The following is a 19,412-nucleotide window of genomic DNA, read 5'->3' as shown; positions in this document are numbered from 1 at the left end:
CCATCAGGCTTTGTCGCCACCAGGCTCGGTGCCGCCGAAACGACGCTCGCGATTGGCAAAAGCATTCAGCGCACCTTCAAAGTCTTGTTCATCGAAATCGGGCCAGAGAACATCTGTAAAGTAAAGTTCTGCATAGGCAATTTGCCAAATCAAAAAGTTACTAATGCGATGCTCTCCCCCAGTCCTAATTACCAAATCTACGGGAGCCAGTTCGTGCATGCTGATTTGCTGACCCAGCAAATCTTCGGTTATCTCTTCCGGACGCAGTTGTCCTTCCTGAACCTGTGCAGCCAGATGCTGAACTCCCTGAATGATATCCCAGCGACCACCGTAATTCGCGGCGATATTGAGCGTCAGCCCGGTGTTGTTTCCGGTCAGCGCTTCGGCCTTACGAATGCGCTCCTGTAAGCGGGCGTTGAAGCGGCGGGTATCACCAATGATGCGCAAGCGAACGTTATGTTTGTGCAGGCTTTTGACTTCGCTGTCCAGCGCCCAAACAAACAACTCCATGAGTGCGCTGACTTCTTGTTCCGGACGGTTCCAGTTTTCACTGCTGAACGCGTAAAGGGTGAGCGCCTCAATGCCGTTATTAGCGGCATATGAAACGGCCCGGCGGACCGATTTCGCCCCGGCTTTATGGCCGAAAGCGCGGATCTTCCCTTGTCGCTTCGCCCAGCGCCCGTTGCCGTCCATAATGATGGCCACATGATGACAGCCGTGGGCAGGCAGGTTCTCGCTGATTGGTTTGTTAGCAGACAACATAACGCGTTATTAGTCCATGCAAAGGAATTAGCGGCACCGGAATACAGACGCTTAGCGCAAAAAAGCCGTGCAAATCCACGGCTCACTCGATAACACTTTGTCGTTACAGCGTTATCGGGTGGCGCAGACTATAACACTGAAGCCCAGCGCTAACAAATGAAGCCGTATCCGTTGAACGGATAATCATCAGCTTGCGAGGCGTATCACCTGCTGGCTTGCAAGGCTTCTGGCGTGGGCATCCACACTCATCACCTCCTCAACGCTGGCAGGTTCCTGCAGATCCAGCGCTGAAAGCACGGCCAGATTGACGGCAGCAATATCCGTAAAGCGGATCTTCGATGTCAGAAACGCTTCAACGCTGACCTCATTGGCAGCATTGAGCGCCGTGGTTGCCGCCTGCCCGTGATCGAACGCGTCCATAGCCAGCTTCAGGCACGGATAGCGCTGGTAATCCGGCGCGGCAAATGACAGTTCACTCAGGGCATAGAAATCCAGAGGCTTCACGCCGGAGGACACACGATTCGGCCAGGCCATAGTGTGAGCAATCGGCGTACGCATGTCCGGCTCGCCGAGCTGCGCCATTACGCTGCCATCGCGGTAACGCACCATCGAGTGAATGACTGACTGAGGATGGATAATGACTTCCATCTGGCTTGCTGAAGCGTTGAACAGCCATCGCGCTTCAATGTATTCCAGACCTTTGTTCATCATGGTGGCCGAGTCGACGGAAATCTTACGTCCCATTGACCAGTTCGGATGCCGGCAGGCCTGATCTGGCGTCATAGCGCGCAGGTCAGCCAACGGCGTTTCACGGAACGGGCCACCAGACCCGGTCAGCAGAATCGATGAAACACCGTTCTGCTCCAGGGAAGCGTAACCCAGCTGGTTTTGAATTGTTTCCGGTAAACTCTGAAAAATAGCGTTGTGCTCGCTGTCCACCGGCAGCAGGCGCGCCCCACTCTCTTTCACTGCATCCATAAACAGGCGGCCGCAGGTGACAAGCGACTCTTTGTTGGCCAGCAGAATGGTTTTTCCGGCGCGAATCGCCGCAAGGGTTGGCATCAGCCCGGCCGCCCCAACAATAGCCGCCATTACCTGGTCGACATCGTCCAGCGCAGCCACTTCGCAGGCAGCCTGTTGTCCACTCAGCACTTCAGTCTGACTTCCGTGCTGGCGCAGGGCCACAATCAGCGCCGCAGCGCTTTGCGCATCATCCATCACCGCGTACTGAGGAGAGAATTCCAGGCACTGTTCGACCATTCGGTCAACGTTTTTGCCCGCCACCAGCGCGGTCACGCTGAAAAGGTCACGATTGTTACGCACCACGTCTAGCGTGCTGCAGCCAATGGAGCCCGTGGAGCCCAGAACGGTTAAATGCTTCATGAAAAACCCGAAGAGAGAGGAACTAAAAAGCAAAACGCCGCCAGCAAAACCCGAAGGTTTCCTGTACGGCGTTCATCAGATAACGTCAGAAATCAGAACTGCATCAGTTCCGCTTCTTTCTCTGCCAGCGCCGCGTCCACTTTCTTGATCGCAGCGTCGGTCATTTTCTGTACGTCGTCCTGAGAACGACGATCGTCATCCTCACTGATCTCTTTTTCTTTCAGAAGAGCTTTCACTTTATCGTTCGCATCACGGCGTACGTTACGCACGGAAACGCGCGCCTGCTCAGCTTCACCGCGAACGATCTTGGTCAGATCTTTACGACGTTCTTCCGTCAGCGGAGGCAGTGGAACGCGAATGTCTGAACCCGCAGAGCTTGGGTTAAGACCGAGATCGGACGCCATGATCGCTTTTTCTACGGCCGGGCCCAGAGAGCGGTCAAACACGTTGATTTTCAGCGTACGGGAGTCTTCTACGGTCACGCTTGCCAGCTGGCGCAGCGGAGTCGCCGCACCGTAGTATTCTACTACGATGCCATCCAGCAGGCTTGGTGAAGCACGGCCAGTACGGATCTTGCTGATCTGGTTTTTGAATGATTCTACGCATTTTTCCATGCGTACTTCGGCATCTTTTCTGATATCGCTAATCACGTTACGAATCCTTGAAATCTTGTCTCAGGCTGACCATACAGCACGCCCACGGGTTGCGAGTGTGCTAAGTATAGCCTGTATAAAACTTGCCGCCGCAATGGGCCGCCCGGTAAGCGTCGCAAAAATAAAGCGGAATCTTACCCTGATTTGTGGCTGACGGAAATTATTCCGTAATTAAAGTGCCTTCTTTCTCACCCATTACCACGCGACGCAGTGCCCCTGCTTTGTTCATGTTGAAGACACGAATCGGCAACTTGTGGTCACGAGCCAGCGTGAACGCTGCAAGATCCATCACTTTCAGCTCTTTATCCAGCACTTCAGTATAGGTGAGCTGTTCGTACATGGTGGCAGTGGGATCTTTTGCCGGATCGGCGGTAAACACGCCGTCAACTTTAGTGGCTTTCAGCACCACGTCAGCTTCAATTTCGATCCCGCGCAGGCAGGCCGCTGAATCAGTGGTGAAGAACGGGTTACCGGTACCGGCGGAGAGGATCACCACGCGGTTGTTACGCAGCAGGCTGATAGCTTCGGCCCAGCTGTAATTGTCACAAACGCCATTCAGCGGAATGGCGGACATCAGGCGGGCGTTCACATAGGCGCGGTGGAGTGCATCACGCATAGCCAGGCCATTCATAACCGTTGCCAGCATGCCCATGTGGTCGCCCACAACGCGGTTCATACCCGCTTTTGCCAGACCCGCACCACGGAAGAGGTTACCGCCACCAATTACCACACCGACCTGGATCCCCAGTTCAACCAGTTCCTTAATTTCCTGCGCCATACGGTCGAGAATGCTGGCATCGATACCGAAGCCTTCAGTTCCCTGCAGTGCTTCGCCGCTGAGCTTAAGCAGAATGCGTTTGTAGACGGGTTTTGCATTGGTAGCCATATTTCTTTCCTGGGACTGTCAACGTTTGAGAAGGGTAAAATCTGGCGACAAGAGTATGTCGCTCATCAGTGCAAGCCTATAGGAACCTGACTGATTTTCACTTGATGGGGCTCAAAAAGAAGCCGCCCTCAGGCGGCTCCTTTAAGAAAATTAAGACTGCTTGGACATCGCAGCAACTTCTGCTGCAAAGTCAGTCTCAACTTTCTCAATACCTTCGCCCACTTCGAAGCGGATGAAGTTAGTCACGGTCGCGTTGTGCTCTTTCAGGAACTGACCCACGGTTTTGCTTGGATCCATAACGAAAGGCTGGCCGGTCAGAGAAACTTCGCCGGTGAATTTCTTCATGCGGCCTTCAACCATTTTCTCTGCGATTTCTTTTGGCTTACCGGACTGCATGGCGATGTCCAGCTGAACCTGGTACTCTTTTTCTACTACTTCAGCAGAAACGTCTTCCGGGTTCACGAACTCAGGCTTGCTTGCAGCAACGTGCATTGCAACGTGCTTAACCAGCTCTTCGTCAGCGCCTTTAGCGGCAACCAGAACACCGATGCGAGCACCGTGCAGGTAGCTACCCAGAACTTCGCCTTCCAGCGCAGCAACGCGACGGATGTTGATGTTCTCACCGATTTTAGCAACCAGAGCAACGCGCTCTTCTTCGAACTGCGCTTTCAGCACTTCAACGTCAGTGATTTTGCCAGCAACAGCTGCGTCCAGAACTTTGTTTGCGAAAGCCTGGAAACCGCCGTCTTTAGCCACGAAGTCAGTCTGGCAGTTAACTTCCAGAATGATGCCGTAGTTGCCGTTGATCTTAGTGATGATCACGCCGTCAGCAGCCACGTTGCCTGCTTTCTTAGCTGCTTTGATCGCGCCAGATTTACGCATGTTTTCGATTGCCAGCTCGATGTCGCCGTTCGCTTCAGTCAGCGCTTTTTTGCAATCCATCATGCCTGCGCCAGTACGCTCGCGCAGCTCTTTTACCAGGGAGGCGGTAATTTCAGCCATTCTAAAATCCTCGGGAAATGGTGACCGCCCGGCGTTAAGCCAAACGGTCTAAAAGTGAAAAAGGGGCCGCTAAGAGGGCCCCTATCCATACTCGGTACTAATAAGGGCTAAACCTTATTATTCAGCTTCTACGAAGCTTTCTTCCGCCTGAGAAGCCAGATCCTGAGAACGGCCTTCACGAACGGTCTGAGCAACGGCATTCAGGTACAGGTTAACTGCACGGATTGCATCGTCGTTACCAGGGATAACGAAGTCAACGCCGTCTGGATCAGAGTTGGTATCAACGATAGCAAATACTGGGATACCCAGGTTGTTTGCTTCTTTGATAGCGATGTGCTCGTGGTCAGCATCGATAACAAACAGTGCGTCCGGCAGGCCGCCCATGTCTTTGATACCGCCGAGGCTGTTTTCCAGCTTGCCCAGTTCACGAGTACGCATCAGCGCTTCTTTCTTGGTCAGCTTGTCGAAGGTGCCGTCCTGAGACTGAGTTTCCAGGTCTTTCAGACGTTTGATAGACTGACGAACGGTTTTCCAGTTAGTCAGCATACCGCCCAACCAGCGATGGTTCACGAAGAACTGGTCGCAGTTGTTAGCAGCTTCTTTTACCGCTTCGCTTGCAGCACGCTTAGTACCAACGAAAAGGATTTTGCCTTTGCGAGAAGAGATCTTGTTCAGTTCAGCCAGAGCTTCGTTGAACATTGGTACAGTTTTCTCAAGGTTGATGATGTGAACTTTGTTACGCGCGCCGAAGATGAAAGGCTTCATTTTCGGGTTCCAGTAACGGGTCTGGTGACCGAAGTGAACACCAGCCTTGAGCATGTCGCGCATGGAAACAGTTGCCATGTTTAAAACCTCTATATAAATGTTGGGGTTATGCCTCCACGTATCCCATACGACCGACCCCGAAGGGCACCCCGGCGTATGTGCCGATACGTGTGTGTTATTACACAAAGTGAGATTAGTCGCTGCCAGACCGCTTTTGTGCATATCAAACGGAATGGAAGTTCGGCGCGCTTTATACCATAAATCACGAGTGGAAACCAATAAATGTTGGCGCAGTGTGCTGTTAATGATTCTCAGTTTGGCACGAGGTACGGCGGGCTGATACCATTGACGGCACTTACACTAGTATTGCCGATAAATCGGCCCTGATGGACAGAATTCATGGCTATCTCTATTAAGACCCCCGAAGAAATCGAAAAAATGCGCGTCGCTGGCCGCCTGGCTGCCGAAGTGCTGGAAATGATCGAAGCGCACATTAAACCGGGCGTCAGCACCGGCGAACTGGACCGCATTTGTAACGACTACATCGTCAACGAGCAGCACGCCGTCTCCGCCTGCCTCGGCTATCACGGTTTCCCGAAATCCGTCTGCATCTCTATTAATGAAGTGGTGTGTCACGGCATCCCGGACGACGAGAAGCTGCTGAAGGATGGCGACATCGTCAACATCGACGTCACCGTCATTAAAGATGAATACCACGGCGACACCTCGAAGATGTTTATCGTCGGCAAACCGACCATCCTCGGCGAACGCCTCTGCCGCGTCACCCAGGAAAGCCTCTACCTGGCGCTGAAAATGGTGAAACCGGGTATCCGTCTGCGCACGCTGGGCGCGGCGATCCAGAAATTTGCCGAAGCGGAAGGCTTCTCCGTGGTGCGTGAATATTGTGGTCACGGTATTGGCCGCGTGTTCCATGAAGAGCCGCAGGTTCTGCACTATGATGCAGATGACGGCGGCGTGGTGCTGCAAAAGGGCATGACCTTCACGATTGAACCGATGGTGAACTCTGGCGATTACCGCATCCGTACCATGAAGGACGGCTGGACGGTGAAAACCAAAGACCGGAGCTTGTCTGCGCAGTACGAGCATACTATTGTGGTGACAGACAACGGCTGCGAAATACTGACGTTACGCAAGGATGACACCATCCCGGCGATAATCTCGCACAACGAATGATGAAAAGCCGGCGCGAGCCGGTTTTTTTTTGGAGTAATTGTTTTTTCTTATGGGTGGCGCAATGAGTAATTTCTTCCCTGAAACCGCCTTATCCGTTCTGCCTGACCCGCCGGAAGATCCGGCCAGCTGGGCCGAATCCGAGCTGAACTGCGCCAGCATCAAGGCGCATCTTGACGCATTCCAGCACTGGCTGGGTGAAGCCTTCGACAACGGCACGTCCGCCGAACAGCTGATCGCCGCCCGGACAGAATTTATCGATCAGATGCTCCAGCGCCTGTGGCTGCATTACGGTTTTGGTGAGGCCGACGATGCGGCGCTGGTTGCCGTCGGCGGCTATGGCCGTGGAGAGCTGCATCCGCTCTCCGATATCGACCTGCTGATCCTCAGCCGCAAAAAGCTGCCCGACGACCTGGCGCAGAAAATTGGCGAGCTGCTGACGCTGCTGTGGGATCTGAAACTCGAAGTCGGCCACAGCGTGCGCACCCTCGAAGAGTGCCTGCTGGAAGGCCTCTCCGACCTCACCGTCGCCACCAACCTGATTGAGTCCCGCCTGCTTATCGGTGACGTTGCCCTCTTTCTGGAACTGCAAAAGCACATTTTCAGCGAAGGCTTCTGGCCGTCTGAAAAATTCTTCGCCGCTAAGGTGGAAGAACAGAACGAGCGCCACAAGCGCTACCACGGCACCAGTTACAACCTGGAGCCTGATATCAAAAGCAGCCCCGGCGGCCTGCGCGACATCCACACGCTGCAATGGGTGGCGCGCCGCCACTTCGGCGCCACATCGCTGGATGAAATGGTCGGCTTCGGCTTTCTCACAGAAGCAGAGCGTAATGAGCTGAATGAGTGCCTGCACCTGCTGTGGCGCATTCGTTTTGCTCTGCATCTGGAAATTAACCGCTACGACAACCGCCTGCTGTTCGACCGCCAGCTGAACGTCGCTCAACGCCTGAATTACAGCGGCGAAGGCAACGAGCCGGTTGAGCAGATGATGAAGGACTTCTACCGCGTCACACGACGGGTCAGCGAACTCAATCAGATGCTGCTCCAGCTGTTTGATGAGGCGATTCTGGCCCTCACCGCTGACGAAAAGCCGCGTCCGATTGACGACGATTTTCAGCTGCGCGGCACGCTTATCGACCTGCGCGACGACGACCTGTTTATGCGCGAGCCGCAGGCCATCCTGCGCATGTTCCACATTATGGTGCGTAACAGCAGCATAACCGGTATTTATTCGACCACGCTGCGCCATTTGCGCCACGCCCGTCGTCATCTCAGCCAGCCGCTTTGCTACATCCCGGAAGCGCGTGAGCTGTTTTTAAGCATGCTTCGGCATCAGGGCGCAGTCAGCCGTGGTTTGCTGCCAATGCACCGTCACAGCGTGCTTTGGGCCTATATGCCGCAGTGGTCGCACATCGTCGGCCAGATGCAGTTCGACCTGTTCCACGCCTATACCGTGGATGAGCACACCATTCGCGTGCTGCTCAAACTGGAAAGCTTCGCCAAAGAAGAAACCCGCTCCCGCCATCCGCTGTGCGTGGAACTGTGGCCGCGCCTGAATCATCCCGAACTGATCCTGATCGCCGCCCTCTTCCACGACATCGCCAAAGGCCGCGGCGGCGATCACTCCATTCTCGGTGCGCAGGACGTGCTGAAATTCGCCGAGCTGCATGGGCTGAATTCGCGCGAAACCCAGCTGGTCGCCTGGCTGGTGCGCCATCACCTGCTGATGTCCGTCACCGCGCAGCGCCGCGACATTCAGGACCCGGAAGTGATCAAGCAGTTTGCCGAAGAAGTGCAGACGGAAAACCGCCTGCGCTATTTAGTCTGCCTGACCGTCGCCGATATCTGCGCCACCAACGAAACGTTGTGGAACAGCTGGAAGCAGAGCCTGCTGCGCGAACTCTATTTCGCCACGGAGAAACAGCTGCGTCGGGGCATGCAAAGCACGCCGGACATGCGCGAGCGCGTGCGTCACCATCAGCTTCAGGCGCTGGCCCTGCTGCGCATGGACAATATCGACGAAGAGGCGCTGCATCAGATCTGGTCTCGCTGTCGCGCAAACTACTTCGTGCGCCACACGCCAATCCAGCTGGCGTGGCACGCGCGGCACCTGCTCAAACACGATTTGCTGAAACCGATGATCCTGCTGAGTCCGCAGGCCACGCGCGGCGGCACTGAGATTTTCATTTGGAGTCCAGACAGGCCGTATCTGTTTGCCGCCGTCTGCGCGGAGCTCGATCGCCGCAATCTCAGCGTTCACGACGCCCAGATCTTCACCACCCGCGACGGGATGGCGATGGACACCTTTATCGTGCTGGAGCCGGACGGCAGCCCGCTTTCCGCCGATCGGCACGAGGCGATTAGTCAGGGTCTGGAGCAGGCCATCACCATGCGCAGCTGGCAGCCGCCCGCACCTCGCCGCCAGCCTGCGAAGCTGCGTCATTTTACCGTTGATACCGAGGTCAATTTCCTGCCCACTCACACCGACAGAAAGTCATTCCTCGAGCTGATTGCTCTCGATCAGCCAGGGCTTCTGGCGCGCGTCGGCCAGGTGTTCGCCGACCTCGGTATTTCGCTCCACGGGGCGAGAATTACGACAATTGGTGAACGAGTAGAAGATTTATTTATAATCGCGACGGCAGACCGGCGTGCCCTTAATAATGAGCTGCAGTTGGACGTGCAACAGCGGTTGACAGAGGCCCTCAATCCAAACGATAAAGGGTAGTGTTTTTTTTAATGGAAAGAGTTTAACAATGCAGCAGTTACAGAACGTTATTGAGACCGCTTTTGAGCGCCGCGCCGACATCACGCCGGCGAATGTAGATACCGTGACCCGTGAAGCGGTTAACCAGGTGATTTCCCTGCTGGATTCCGGCGCACTGCGCGTAGCGGAGAAGATTGACGGTCAGTGGGTAACGCATCAGTGGCTGAAGAAAGCGGTTCTGCTCTCTTTCCGTATTAACGACAACCAGGTCATCGACGGCGCAGAAAGCCGCTACTTCGACAAAGTCCCGATGAAATTCGCCGACTACGACGAAGCGCGTTTCCAGAAAGAAGGTTTCCGCGTGGTACCACCGGCGGCGGTGCGCCAGGGCGCATTCATTGCACGTAACACCGTGCTGATGCCATCTTATGTGAACATCGGTGCCTACGTTGACGAGGGCTCAATGGTGGACACCTGGGCGACCGTCGGCTCCTGCGCGCAGATTGGTAAAAACGTTCACCTGTCCGGCGGCGTCGGCATCGGTGGCGTACTTGAGCCACTGCAGGCCAACCCAACCATCATCGAAGACAACTGCTTCATCGGCGCACGCTCCGAAGTGGTTGAAGGCGTTATCGTTGAGGAAGGCTCCGTCATCTCCATGGGCGTTTACATCGGCCAGAGCACCAAAATCTACGACCGTGAAACCGGCGAAGTGTTCTACGGTCGCGTACCGGCGGGCTCCGTTGTCGTTTCCGGCAACCTGCCGTCGAAAGATGGCAAATACAGCCTCTACTGCGCGGTTATCGTGAAGAAAGTGGACGCGAAAACCCGCGGTAAAGTGGGCATTAACGAACTGCTTCGCACCATCGACTAAGCGGGTCGTTCAAAAAGCGGGGGCAACCCCGCTTTTTTTATATCTGCCGCTGGCGAAAATAGATTTTTTCGTTAATTATTCAAAGGTTATGTTTAATTCAAGGATACCGCTATGTACGACAATCTGAAAAGTTTGGGCATTACCAATCCTGATGAAATCGATCGTTACAGCCTCCGGCAGGAAGCCAACAACGATATCCTGAAAATCTACTTTCATAAGGATAAGGGCGAGTTTTTCGCGAAAAGCGTGAAGTTCAAATATCCACGTCAGCGTAAAACCGTGGTCGCCGATGGCGTGGGCCAGGGCTACAAAGAAGTGCAGGAAATCAGCCCCAACCTGCGCTATGTGATTGATGAGCTGGATCAGCTGTGCAAACGCGATCGCACTGAAGTGGATCTGAAGCGCAAGATCCTCGACGATCTGCGCCATCTCGAGAGCGTGGTGGCGAACAAGATCAGCGAAATTGAATCCGATCTTGAGAAGCTGACTCGCGGGAAATAAGTGCGGTAATGAAGGGATTGTGCGGTCTGATGCCCTCACCCCGGCCCTCTCCCACAGGGAGAGGGTGCAAACACTAAAAACGGCAACCGAGTGTTGCCGTTTTGCATTAAGCTATCTCTGTTCATCCAGCTGCAAAGCCACATACAGCAACAGCCTGTCGTCAAAATTCCCTAAGTCCAGCCCGGTCAGTTCAGAAATGCGGTTCAGCCGATATTCCAGCGTGTTGCGGTGAATAAATAAGGCTTTGGAAGTGGCCAGCGGCTGCACGTTATGGCGAAACCAGGCCGCAAGGGTGCGCCTAAGCAACCCGTTGTTATCCATCGTTTTCAGTTTTGCCAGCGGGCGCGCAAGTTCGTTGGCCTGCCAGCCACCGCGCAGGCTGTCGAGCAGCACCGGCAGCATCAAATCCTGATAGAAATAGCTGCGGCTCTCTGGCATGCGCTGTTTGCCAACCATGAGCGTGGTGCGGGCCGTGCGATAGGAACGGGCAATGCTGCCCTCCCCGGTAAAATAGTTGCCCAGGGCTACGCGAAATCGCAGCTGACCGTTCTCTTTCATCCGCGCAATCAGCTGCTCAACGCGCTTGCGATGATCTTCCGCATCCCAGCGCCCAAAGGGGTTCAGCGCAGGCTTCAGCACCACCATTTCCGTCAGTGACACAATCGCCACCAGGTTGTTGCGCTCAGGAACAGTCAGCGCGGTTTGCAGCTGCTGCAATTCCGCCATCGCGCTGTCCACACCCAGCTGCCCGCTGTCGACTTCAACAACAGCAACCACACGCGGCTGATTGAGATCGATCCCCAAACGTTGCGCCCACTCGGTCAGCGCGGGCGTCTGTTCTTCCGCCTGGATCAGGTTCATCACCAGCTCTTCGCGCAGACGCGTATCCTGCGCCAGCAGATGCATCAGCCGCGACTGCTCAAGCATCATTTCGGCGGTCATGCACACCAGTTCACCGTATTTTCGCAGCTGTTCGGGCTCCCCCGTCAGGCCAATCACGCCGACGATTTCACCCTCCAGCCGCAGCGGCAGGTTAATCCCCTGGCGAACACCGTGCAGATGGCGCGCTACGGCGTCGTCGATATCCACAACGCGCCCCTGGGACAGCACCAGCAGTGCACCTTCGTGCAATTCACCAACACGCTCGCGATCGCCACTGCCGATAATGCGCCCGCGCGCATCCATGACGTTGATATTGGTATCGATAATGCGCATTGTGCGCGCCACGATATCCTGCGCCATTTTGGTATCAAGATGCCAGCCAGCCATAACCCCTCCCGTCTGCAGGAGAACAGAATAAGGGAGCGAATCAGCCCGCGCATTGTGCAATTGCACAAACTGCCGCGGGGAAGTATGAATATGTGGGAAGGTTCACAGAAACAGCGGAGGGCCAAAGAAAAGCGCCCTCCTCACTGCGGAGAAGGGCGTTTGAAGCTTACTGCATCAGCAGATAAATGGTGCTGTCACCACGCTGAATGTTCAGCGCCAGTACGGACGGTTTGCTGTCGAAAAGCTTACGCAGGTCAGCAATGTTTTTCACCGGCTGCTGGTTAGCACCGATAATCACATCACCTTTCTTCAGACCGATTTGCGCGGCCTGAGAGCCCGCTTTCACGTTGCTCACCACCACGCCTTTGTCATCACCTTTGTTGCTCATCTCTGCGCCATCAATACCGCTGAAGATGCTGTTGGAATCGACCTGAGTCTGGCTGCTCTGCTGCAGTTCGAGATTCACGGTTACCGGCTTGCCGTCACGAACCAGGCCAAGCTCGATTTTGCTGCCCACTGGCATCGTACCGACCTGAGCACGCAGCGCCGAGAAGCTGCTGATTGGTTTGCCGTTCAGGGAAGTGATCACGTCCCCGGCTTTAATACCCGCTTTTGCCGCAGAAGAATTCGGCAGTACCTGGCTTACGAATGCGCCACGCTGCGCGTCCACTTTCATCGCTTTCGCCAGATCGGAGCTCAGTTCGGTGCCCATAATGCCCAGCTCGCCGCGCTTAACCTGGCCGTATTTCACCATCTGGCCGGTCAGGCTCTGAACCATGTTGCTTGGGATAGCAAAGCCGATACCGATGTTGCCGCCATCCGGGGCCAGAATCGCGGTGTTAATACCAATCAATTCACCGTTGAGATTCACCAGCGCACCACCGGAGTTACCACGGTTGATAGCCGCATCCGTCTGGATGAAGTTTTCGTAGTTTTCGACGTTCAGGCCGCTACGACCCAGCGCAGACACGATACCCGAAGTCACGGTTTCACCCAGGCCAAACGGGTTGCCGATAGCCACGGTGTAGTCACCTACGCGCAGCGCGTCGGAGTCGGCGATTTTAATGGCGGTCAGGTTTTTCGGATCCTGAATCTGGATCAGCGCAATATCGGAGCGCGGATCTTTGCCGACCACTTTCGCATCAAACTTACGCCCATCGCTCAGTGAAACCTTAATGGTGCTGGCGTTATCCACCACGTGGTTGTTGGTGACCACGTAGCCTTTCGCGGCATCAATAATGACGCCGGAGCCCAGCGCCATGAATTTTTCCTGCTGGCCGCCGCCGTTACCGCCAGGTCCGGCCTGGCCGCCTTGACAGAATGGCGAATTCTGGAACGGAGAACCGTCCTGGCAGAACGGAGAATTGTCACCAAAGAACTGCTGGAAGTTACGTCCCATCCGCGGGGTGTTCACCGTGGTGCTGCCTTCCACATTGATGCTCACAACGGAAGGCATCACTTTTTCAAGCATCGGTGCCAGGCTTGGCATCTGCTGGGCGTTTGCTGCTGAGGAAGCGGTTTCCGCAGCTGATGCAGACAGCGGGGAAAGGGCCAGACCTAAACTCAGAGCCAGTGCACTCATTGCTAATGTGGTTTTTTTCATGTTTCGTCGTCTCGAATGTCAGATAATGCAAAAATTGCCGTGTATGTGACTGTCAGAGTCAATTTATTACGCTAAGTTCCGGATTTAAGTCTCTGTGAAAAGTAAAAATTTATTGTCCGTCTTTACAAAACTTCGCGCCTTATTCCACAGCCATTAGCCTTCGATATTCATCCCACGCATAGAGATCGGTCATACCGCTGATATAGTCCTGAATCAGGCGACAGCGATAATAGTACTCCATGAGCGGATACTCTGTGGCATCACGCGGGACTTTATTCACCGCTTCAACATAAGCCAGCCGGTGTCGCGTAGAGAGTTTCTGGAACAGCCGACTTTCAATGGGCAAATGGCGCAGGCGCTCTTTTTCCACCAGCTCGTTAAAATCCGCCAGAGATAATTTCAGCAGCGGCTGGTAGATCTCCAGCAAACCGGTAATGACGCGGTATCCCTGCAGTTCGAGCTGTTCAACGTCCGGGTGGCTGAACACCTGTTTAATGGCGACATTTTTATATAATTCAAGTAGCTGACTGAAGTCGCTGTCGTCTTCCAGCAGCGCGTGATTGAAGTCACCGGCAAATATCTGCGGAAGATTATCAATAAACCGCTGCGCGGCGAACGGCACCAGTTTATTCAGCGTATTCACCCGCAAATACATAAAGAACTGATCTTCCGTGCTGCGGCTCAGGGTATTAGAACGCGATTTTTCCCAGGCGTTTTCGACAACCTGAGAGAACAGGGAACCTTTTTCGTGGCTGCCCCATGCGTCATACAAATGCTGATAAAGTTGTTCCACGCTGAAGATGCGTTTTTCCACGGCATCTTCAAGATCGGCCACGCAATAAGAAATATCGTCGGCCGCTTCCATAATCCACGTCAATGGAAAGCGGCTGTAAGGAGCCAAATCGAGTTCTTTACGTAACCTTGAAATATAGGCTTCTTCGGAGAAGTAGTAGCCGGGCTTCTTCATTAAATAGCTGTGGCTTTCGGGGGGATTTCCGCGCCACCAGGCCGGACGGGTGTACTTAAGAATACAGCCCACCTGTGCCCAGGTCAGGTTCATTCGCATCAGGGTATGCACCAGACGAATGCCCTGCGCGTTGCCCTCAAACTGGCACAGGTCCTGACGCACGCGGCGGCGTAATTCATTCAGCGTATCTTCGCCATCACGCAGGCGCAGCGTACCGACCAGACAGCGATCGTCGCTCAGCGGCTGAGTGGCCGCATCGCCGGGCCACAGGAGTTTACGGAACCAGTCGTTAATCGCCGCTTCGCCAAAATGCCCGAACGGTGGATTGCCGATGTCGTGCATCAGGCAAGCCATCTCGACGATGCTTTCAAACGGCCCGGTGAGTTCATCCAGCCCATAGGTTTCCAGCAGCTTGCGTGCTTTCAGGCGGCTCAACACTTCTTTGGCGATATAGCGCCCGACCTGCTGTACTTCGAGAGAATGCGTCAGGCGCGTGCGAACCGCGGCGTTGCGCTCCAGCGGGAAGACCTGGGTTTTCTGCTGCAATCGTCGGATTGCCGGAGAATTGATAATTCGCCCGCGATCGCTTTCGAAAATGCGCAGAATTTCATGTTCCGTCGCGGCACTCTGCGGCGAGCGGTAACGCCGGTGCCAGTTTATCTTTGTGCGAAAATCAATTGTGGCCATAGCCTCTCCCGGTCCGGAAATGCGAGCTCCGTGATAAACTATGCCTTTAAACCCAAAACATCGCGAGTAAATCTATGAAAATCGGCATTATTGGTGCAATGGAAGAAGAAGTGACGCTGCTGCGTGACAAGATCCAGAACCGTCAGACCCTCACCATTGGCGGCAGCGAAATCTACACCGGCCAGCTGAACGGCGCTGACGTTGCGCTGCTGAAATCAGGGATCGGCAAAGTGGCCGCCGCGATGGGTGCTGCCCTGCTGATCGAGCTGTGCAAACCAGACGCTATCATCAACACCGGTTCCGCGGGCGGCCTGGCGCCAACGCTGAAAGTGGGCGATATCGTCGTGTCTGATGAAACCCGCTACCACGATGCCGACGTCACCGCGTTCGGCTACGAGTACGGCCAGCTTCCAGGCTGCCCGGCAGGGTTTGCCGCCGACACGAAACTGATTGAAGCGGCGGAAAGCTGCATTAAACAGCTCAACCTGAATGCCGTACGTGGCCTTATCGTCAGCGGCGATGCGTTCATCAACGGCTCCGTGGGCCTCGCGAAAATCCGCCACAACTTCCCGCAAGCCGTCGCCGTCGAAATGGAAGCCACCGCTATCGCGCACGTTTGCCACAACTTCGGAATGCCGTTTGTGGTCGTTCGCGCCATCTCTGACGTGGCCGATCAGCAGTCGCACCTGAGCTTCGACGAGTTCCTCGCCGTCGCCGCCAAACAGTCCAGCCTGATGGTGGAAACCCTGGTTCAGAACCTGGCGAATGCGTAAGCGCCTGACTTCGGGGCTTGTCGCCCTGCTGTTCACCCTTCCGGCGTGGCTGATGGCCGCGCCGAGGGTTATCACCCTCTCCCCCGCCAATACCGAACTGGCTTTTGCTGCGGGTATTACCCCGATCGGCGTCAGCAGCTTTTCTGATTATCCTCCAGAGGCGAAAGGCATAGAAGAGATTGCCAGCTGGCAGGGAATGAACCTGGAACGCATCGTGGCGCTGAAGCCTGACGTGGTTCTGGCCTGGCGCGGAGGCAATGCCGAACGGCAGGTGAATCAGCTGAGCGCGCTGGGAATCAAGATTATCTGGGTTGAAACCGGCAGCGTGGAGCAAATTGCCAATACGTTACAGCAGCTGGCGGCATGGAGCCCAAAACCACAGCAGGCAAAAGAGACAGCAAAATCACTTCGCGACGAATTTGCCGCGCTGAAACGTGCACACGCCCAGGACAGAAAGAAAACCGTCTTCCTGCAATTCGGTACGAACCCTCTGTTTACCAGCAATCAGGACTCGATTCAGAACGAAGTGATTGAAGCCTGTGGTGGCAAAAATATCTTCGCCAACAGCCGCGTGCCCTGGCCGCAGGTGAGCCGTGAACAGGTGCTCGCCCGTCAGCCACAGATAATAGTGACCGCAGGCAATGAGGCAGAAAGAGACAAAATTGCGCAATACTGGCGCGGTCAGCTCACTATTCCGGTGATTCCTGTGAACAGCAACTGGTTTGAACGTGCTTCCCCGCGTATTATCCTCGCCGCGAAACAACTCTGCACCGCCCTGGCGCAGGTCAATTAACGGGAAACGGATCGATGCTTGTCTATTGGCTGGATATTGTCGGGACTGCCGTCTTTGCCATTTCCGGCGTGCTGCTGGCCGGTAAATTACGGATGGATCCTTTTGGCGTGCTGGTGCTTGGCGTGGTTACCGCCGTCGGTGGCGGAACCATTCGTGATATGGCGCTCGCGCACGGCCCGGTCTTTTGGGTCAAAGATCCCACCGACCTGGTGGTGGCGATGGTGACAAGCATGCTGACCATTCTGCTGGTGCGACAGCCACGCCGTCTGCCAAAGTGGATTTTGCCGGTGCTGGATGCTGTCGGCCTGGCGGTGTTCGTCGGCATTGGGGTTAATAAAGCCTTTATAGCCGGAACCGGCCCGCTGGTCGCCATCTGTATGGGCGTGATAACCGGCGTTGGCGGCGGCATCATTCGTGACGTGCTGGCGCGTGAAGTGCCCATGATCCTGCGAACTGAAATCTACGCCACGGCCTGTATCGTCGGAGGGATTGTGCATGCGACGGCGCATTACACCTTCAACATGTCGCTGGAAAATTCCGCGATGTTCGGCATGTTAGTCACGCTGGGGATTCGTCTGGCGGCCATTCGCTGGCACTTAAAACTGCCGACGTTTGCGCTGGATGAGAACGCCAGATAGCAAAAAGCCGCTAAATTTAGCGGCTTTTTTGTTTCGGCAGCATGATCAGACGCTGAACGAAGATCCACACCCGCAGGTGCTTTTCGCATTCGGGTTGGTCACGATAAAGCGTGAACCTTCCAGCCCTTCGGTGTAATCCACCGAACCGCCCACCAGATACTGCAGGCTCATCGGGTCAACCACCAGGCCTACGCCCTGTTTCTCGATGGTCATGTCACCGTCGTTGATCTGATCGTCAAAGGTGAAGCCGTACTGGAAACCGCTACAGCCACCGCCGGTGATATAAACGCGCAGTTTCAGGTTCGGATTGTCTTCATCCGCAATCAGGTTTTTCACTTTGCTGGCGGCTGCGTCGGTAAATTGCAGAGGCAGCGCTACGTCATCGCTCATGTCTTACTCCAGTTAATTCGCCTGGCCTGAAATCTCGCCGGGTCTTTTCACTCATTATCCAATACCTGACTAAATCGTTCAAGTATTGTCCCCGACGGGCTGCTTCTCTTTTGCCGCCTGCTCCGCTTCCTGTTTCGCCAGCGTCCGCGTCAGAATCGACGAATAGAGCGGCTTGCCGCCCAGGAACTGGGCCAATAGTGTTGCGCCAAGACAGGTAATAATCATTGGCAAAATGAGCTGATAATTGTCGGTCATTTCCAGTACAAGCACGATTCCGGTCAGCGGCGCACGCACCGAAGCCGCAAACAACGCGCCCATGCCAGCAATGGCGAAGGTTCCAGGTTCAAGATGATAGGCCGGGAACCACGCGGTCACAGCCATGCCGAAAGCGGTCCCCAACAGCGTACCGAGCGCCAGCATCGGGGCAAAAATGCCGCCCGGTGCGCCAGAGCCAAAGCACAGTAATGTGGTCACGACGCGGGCAATAAAGATAAACATCAGCAGGCCGACGGTGTAATTCCCAGCCGCCGCGATCGGAATAAGGTTAAAGCCGCCACCTGCCGCTTCAGGCTCAATCAGCCCCAGCACGCCGCAGAGGCCACCAAGCAGGCCGCCGATCAGCACCCATTTTTTGATGTTCCCGCCGTGGATACGCTGGAACATATCCTGGGTACGCAGCACCAGGCTGTTAAACAGCGGACCAAAGCAGCCAAAAATCATCCCCAGAACGAGGTACAGCCAGAGCGTATTAACCGGCGCGTTGGCGAGCTTGCCCACCTCAATCACCGCCGTTTCCCCGTTGAAGACGCGGAACACCACGCTGGACATGATGACGCCGATAAACACCGCTTTAATGGAAATCAGGTTGTAGCGGAACTGCGGACGCATCTCTTCGATGATGAACAGAATGCCCGCCAGCGGCGCGTTAAAGGCCGCAGCCAGACCCGCCGCCGCACCGGTTGCCAGTAAAGAGTGGCGCGCTTCGGCGGTACGCAGCCGGAAGATATCGAGCACCATTCGCCCAATGTTGCCACCCAGCTGTACCGTCGGCCCTTCACGTCCCAGCACCATACCTGCGCCAAGCGTGCCCATGCCGCCGATAAATTTCACTGGGATAACACGCCACCAGCGTACAGGACGTAGCTCTTCCAGCGCCCCTTCGATTTCAGGAATGCCCGAGCCGCCCGCTTCCGGCGCAAAACGGCGCACCAGGTAATAGCCAACCATCGCCAGCAGCGCGGAGAGAATAAAGGCCAGCGGCCAGACCAAAAACCAGTGATTTGCCACCTGAGCCAGTGAGCCGATACGCACGTTCTGCACCCAGTTGACGGCTTTCTCAAACGCGACACCGACCAGCCCCGCCAGCGTGCCGACTACGGCCGCCATCAGCAGAATTGCCAGGGGTGTTTTATCCCTGCGAACTAAACGACGAACCGCATCCCCGCGGCGCAAACGAACGATTTGCTGTGATTCAAAAGAGGGAGTTTCTGCTTTCATGCCATTAATCATTTATTGGTAATACAAATTGCAGAGCGCATTGTAACCAGCTCAGAGCGGTACGTCGCGTT

General features: G+C 55.2%; 18 protein-coding genes. 7 read left to right on the top strand and 11 right to left on the bottom strand.

Annotated features, from left to right (window positions below; genetic code table 11):
* Positions 1-3: 3 nt before the first annotated feature.
* The 6 genes from ispU to rpsB all read right to left on the bottom strand — a co-directional run bounded on the left by ispU (position 4) and on the right by rpsB (position 5,529).
* Positions 4-762, bottom strand: coding sequence for a (2E,6E)-farnesyl-diphosphate-specific ditrans,polycis-undecaprenyl-diphosphate synthase (ispU, locus tag CRO87_RS10810; protein WP_097162946.1), 759 nt, complete (start codon positions 760-762; stop codon positions 4-6).
* Between the two features lie 186 nt (positions 763-948).
* Positions 949-2,145 (bottom strand): 1-deoxy-D-xylulose-5-phosphate reductoisomerase, encoded by a 1,197-nt coding sequence (gene ispC / locus CRO87_RS10805; protein ID WP_097162975.1) that lies wholly within the window; start codon positions 2,143-2,145, stop codon positions 949-951.
* A gap of 92 nt (positions 2,146-2,237) precedes the next feature.
* On the bottom strand, positions 2,238-2,795 hold the full coding sequence (gene frr, locus CRO87_RS10800; RefSeq protein ID WP_097162945.1) for a ribosome recycling factor: 558 nt from the start codon (positions 2,793-2,795) through the stop codon (positions 2,238-2,240).
* Positions 2,796-2,958: 163 nt separating this feature from the next.
* On the bottom strand, positions 2,959-3,684 hold the full coding sequence (pyrH, locus tag CRO87_RS10795; RefSeq protein ID WP_097162944.1) for a UMP kinase: 726 nt from the start codon (positions 3,682-3,684) through the stop codon (positions 2,959-2,961).
* Between the two features lie 150 nt (positions 3,685-3,834).
* Entirely contained in the window at positions 3,835-4,686 is an 852-nt protein-coding gene (gene tsf / locus CRO87_RS10790) for a translation elongation factor Ts (protein ID WP_097162943.1), read from the bottom strand.
* 117 nt (positions 4,687-4,803) lie between these two features.
* Positions 4,804-5,529: a 30S ribosomal protein S2 gene (gene rpsB, locus CRO87_RS10785; RefSeq protein WP_097162942.1), complete on the bottom strand. Its 726-nt coding sequence runs from the start codon at positions 5,527-5,529 to the stop codon at positions 4,804-4,806.
* 321 nt (positions 5,530-5,850) lie between these two features.
* Between rpsB and map the strand changes: the two genes are divergently transcribed.
* The 4 genes from map (at position 5,851) to CRO87_RS10765 (ending at position 10,724) form a co-directional block, all read left to right on the top strand.
* Positions 5,851-6,645 (top strand): type I methionyl aminopeptidase, encoded by a 795-nt coding sequence (gene map, locus CRO87_RS10780; protein ID WP_097162941.1) that lies wholly within the window; start codon positions 5,851-5,853, stop codon positions 6,643-6,645.
* 61 nt (positions 6,646-6,706) lie between these two features.
* The gene (gene glnD, locus CRO87_RS10775) at positions 6,707-9,370 is read left to right on the top strand and encodes a bifunctional uridylyltransferase/uridylyl-removing protein GlnD (RefSeq protein WP_097162940.1); all 2,664 of its coding nucleotides are present in this window, start codon (positions 6,707-6,709) and stop codon (positions 9,368-9,370) included.
* 28 nt (positions 9,371-9,398) lie between these two features.
* Positions 9,399-10,223 carry a 2,3,4,5-tetrahydropyridine-2,6-dicarboxylate N-succinyltransferase gene (dapD, locus tag CRO87_RS10770; protein WP_097162939.1) on the top strand — a complete coding sequence of 275 codons (825 nt, stop codon included), beginning with the start codon at positions 9,399-9,401 and terminating at the stop codon, positions 10,221-10,223.
* Between the two features lie 111 nt (positions 10,224-10,334).
* Positions 10,335-10,724 (top strand): DUF3461 family protein, encoded by a 390-nt coding sequence (locus CRO87_RS10765; protein WP_097162938.1) that lies wholly within the window; start codon positions 10,335-10,337, stop codon positions 10,722-10,724.
* Between the two features lie 111 nt (positions 10,725-10,835).
* Here CRO87_RS10765 and cdaR read toward each other — a convergent pair whose 3' ends face one another.
* The 3 genes from cdaR to dgt form a co-directional block, all read right to left on the bottom strand.
* On the bottom strand, positions 10,836-11,993 hold the full coding sequence (gene cdaR / locus CRO87_RS10760) for a DNA-binding transcriptional regulator CdaR (RefSeq protein ID WP_097162937.1): 1,158 nt from the start codon (positions 11,991-11,993) through the stop codon (positions 10,836-10,838).
* Positions 11,994-12,159: 166 nt separating this feature from the next.
* Complete coding sequence (gene degP, locus CRO87_RS10755; RefSeq protein ID WP_097162936.1) at positions 12,160-13,596, bottom strand: serine endoprotease DegP; 1,437 nt, start codon at positions 13,594-13,596, stop codon at positions 12,160-12,162.
* A 139-nt stretch (positions 13,597-13,735) separates the two neighbouring features.
* Positions 13,736-15,250 carry a dGTPase gene (dgt, locus tag CRO87_RS10745; RefSeq protein ID WP_097162935.1) on the bottom strand — a complete coding sequence of 505 codons (1,515 nt, stop codon included), beginning with the start codon at positions 15,248-15,250 and terminating at the stop codon, positions 13,736-13,738.
* 74 nt (positions 15,251-15,324) lie between these two features.
* Between dgt and mtnN the strand changes: the two genes are divergently transcribed.
* The 3 genes from mtnN to CRO87_RS10730 are packed head-to-tail and all read left to right on the top strand — an operon-like array spanning position 15,325 to position 17,454.
* Positions 15,325-16,023, top strand: a complete 699-nt coding sequence (mtnN, locus tag CRO87_RS10740) for a 5'-methylthioadenosine/S-adenosylhomocysteine nucleosidase (RefSeq protein WP_097162934.1) — start codon at positions 15,325-15,327, stop codon at positions 16,021-16,023.
* The gene (btuF, locus tag CRO87_RS10735; protein ID WP_097162933.1) at positions 16,016-16,816 is read left to right on the top strand and encodes a vitamin B12 ABC transporter substrate-binding protein BtuF; all 801 of its coding nucleotides are present in this window, start codon (positions 16,016-16,018) and stop codon (positions 16,814-16,816) included. The genes mtnN and btuF overlap by 8 nt, the downstream gene beginning before the upstream one ends.
* Before the next feature lie 14 nt (positions 16,817-16,830).
* Entirely contained in the window at positions 16,831-17,454 is a 624-nt protein-coding gene (locus CRO87_RS10730; RefSeq protein ID WP_097162932.1) for a TRIC cation channel family protein, read from the top strand.
* A 45-nt stretch (positions 17,455-17,499) separates the two neighbouring features.
* Here CRO87_RS10730 and erpA read toward each other — a convergent pair whose 3' ends face one another.
* Both erpA and clcA read right to left on the bottom strand, forming a co-directional pair.
* Positions 17,500-17,844, bottom strand: coding sequence for an iron-sulfur cluster insertion protein ErpA (erpA, locus tag CRO87_RS10725; protein ID WP_097162931.1), 345 nt, complete (start codon positions 17,842-17,844; stop codon positions 17,500-17,502).
* Between the two features lie 78 nt (positions 17,845-17,922).
* Entirely contained in the window at positions 17,923-19,341 is a 1,419-nt protein-coding gene (clcA, locus tag CRO87_RS10720) for a H(+)/Cl(-) exchange transporter ClcA (RefSeq protein WP_097162930.1), read from the bottom strand.
* Positions 19,342-19,412 lie beyond the last annotated feature (71 nt).

Origin of the sequence: Enterobacter sp. CC120223-11 (assembly GCF_900215375.1) — a bacterium.
Lineage (GTDB): Bacteria > Pseudomonadota > Gammaproteobacteria > Enterobacterales > Enterobacteriaceae > Scandinavium.
Note: the sequence above shows the minus strand (reverse complement) of the source record. Positions and strands in the feature narration are given on the sequence as shown.